A 1,829-nucleotide genomic window follows, 5' to 3' on the forward strand; every position below is an offset into this window, starting at 1 on the left:
ACGTCGCCCAAGAACTCAACGCCCGACCACGCAAAACACTCGACTGGGACACCCCAGCCGAACGCCTGCGTGATCTACTCACCACCTAGAAACCACCACGGTGTTGCAACCACCCCTAGAAACCGCCTATACGGCTAGCCCACCCACAACCGCATGGGCGGGCCCACCAAATGCGAGCGGGCTGGGGTTAGAGGGCGCGGGCGGCGTACCGGCCGTCTTCGTGGGTGAGGGAGAGGGCGATGTCGAAGGTGTTGCTGAGGTTTTCGGCGGTGAGGGCCTGGCCGATGGGACCTGCGGCGACGACCTTGCCCTGCTTGAGGAGGAGGGCATGGGTGAAGCCGGGCGGAATCTCCTCGACGTGGTGGGTCACGAGAATCATCGCGGGAGCGCCGACGGCGGTCGCGATCGAGCTGAGCGAACGAACCAGCCCTTCGCGACCGGTCAGGTCGAGGCCGGCGGCGGGCTCGTCCATCAACATCAGCTCGGGATCGGTCATCAGGGCGCGGGCGATCTGGACGCGCTTGCGCTCGCCCTCGGACAGCGTGCCGAACGTACGGTCGCTGAGGTGCGCGATACCGAGCTCGGTCAGCAACTCCTTCGCGCGCTGGTGGTCCATTTCGTCGTACTCCTCGCGCCAGCGCCCGAGGACGGCGTACGAGGCAGAGACGACGACATCGGACACTCGCTCGCTCTTCGGCAAGCGGTCGGCCAGAGCCGCGCTGGTGAGACCGATCCGCGGGCGCAACTCGAAGACGTCGATCGCGCCGAGTACCTCACCGAGCAGACCGACCACACCCGAGGACGGGTGGATCTGCGCGGCCAGGATCTGCAGCAGCGTGGTCTTTCCGGCACCGTTCGGCCCGATCACAACCCAACGATCGGCCTCGTCGACCGACCAGTCGACACCGTCCAGCAGCCGAGCCCCGCCGCGCACGACCGAGACATCTGCCAGCTCCACCACAGCAGTCATGCGGGCAAACCTACGTGGTGCCCAGCGGCCGCCGTACGCCGGGTGAGACACTTGCATGCGTGCTGACCACCTCCGCCTCGGTCCGGTTCACCGTGTGGACGAACGCAATGCTCACCGGCGCCTGCGATCCCGACACTGCCGCGCAGAAAATCCTCGGTGAGGACGTCGGCCACCACGTCGCCGGCCTGCCCGGGCATCCCTCCCCCGCGACCCTGCCCGTTGCCCTCAATCTGCTGCGCGCCGCCGGCGCCAAGCAAGCGCATCTCGCGCTACCCGTCCCCGGCGACCCGATCGGTTTGGCCGGTCCGCCGTCGTTCAACGAGGTAGCGCTGGAGTCCGGCGAGGCCGTCCTCTTCACCGGGCCTGAACTGGGGCTAGTCCCCGCGTACGTCGGTCCTGCCGTCCAATGGACCGCGTTGCCGGCCGCCAGCCCCCAACCCGCCGATTTCGGCGAAGCCGACCGAGCGCTGCGACTCGCGATGATCGAAGCCGCTGATTCCTTGGCCGCCCTCGATGTCGCCAAGTGGAAGCCCGAAGTCGCCGATGCGCTGATCGACATCCGCCGCATCGGTTCCGGACGTGGTGATGACCTCGCCCCCGGCTATCCGTCCCGCGCCGTCAAGTCCGCCGCCACGGCCCGTCGGCTGCTCGCGATTGCCGATGCCGCGCTGGAGGACGACGGCGCCGCGATCACCACCATCGACGCCGACCTCCGTCGCCGTACCCTCGTCAGGCTCTCAACCGCCGCCCGCCGAGCCCTAGTAGCCGCCTGCGCTCCGCCTACGGCCGACTAACCTCCCCCGCCCGCCAGCACGACCGACTGCAGGTAGTCCCGCCGCAGCACGACCACCCGCCGTAC

The 1,829-nt window shown here is 68.6% G+C and carries 2 protein-coding genes; one reads left to right on the forward strand and one right to left on the reverse strand.

What is annotated here, in order from left to right; translation table 11 throughout:
• Window positions 1-187: 187 nt before the first annotated feature.
• On the reverse strand, window positions 188-970 hold the full coding sequence (locus E1263_RS42270) for an ABC transporter ATP-binding protein (protein WP_132178098.1): 783 nt from the start codon (window positions 968-970) through the stop codon (window positions 188-190).
• Window positions 971-1,029: 59 nt separating this feature from the next.
• On the opposite strand from E1263_RS42270, the gene E1263_RS42275 reads away from it, so the two are divergent.
• Window positions 1,030-1,764 (forward strand): hypothetical protein, encoded by a 735-nt coding sequence (locus E1263_RS42275; RefSeq protein WP_132178100.1) that lies wholly within the window; start codon window positions 1,030-1,032, stop codon window positions 1,762-1,764.
• Window positions 1,765-1,829 lie beyond the last annotated feature (65 nt).

The sequence above is a fragment of the Kribbella antibiotica genome (genome assembly GCF_004349055.1).
GTDB classification, from domain to species: Bacteria; Actinomycetota; Actinomycetes; order Propionibacteriales; family Kribbellaceae; genus Kribbella; species Kribbella antibiotica.

Coding starts and splice junctions, on each gene's coding strand:
- E1263_RS42270 (WP_132178098.1), bottom strand. CDS start 970: ATGACTGCTGTGGTGGAGCTGGCAGATGTCTCGGTCGTGCGCGGCGGG.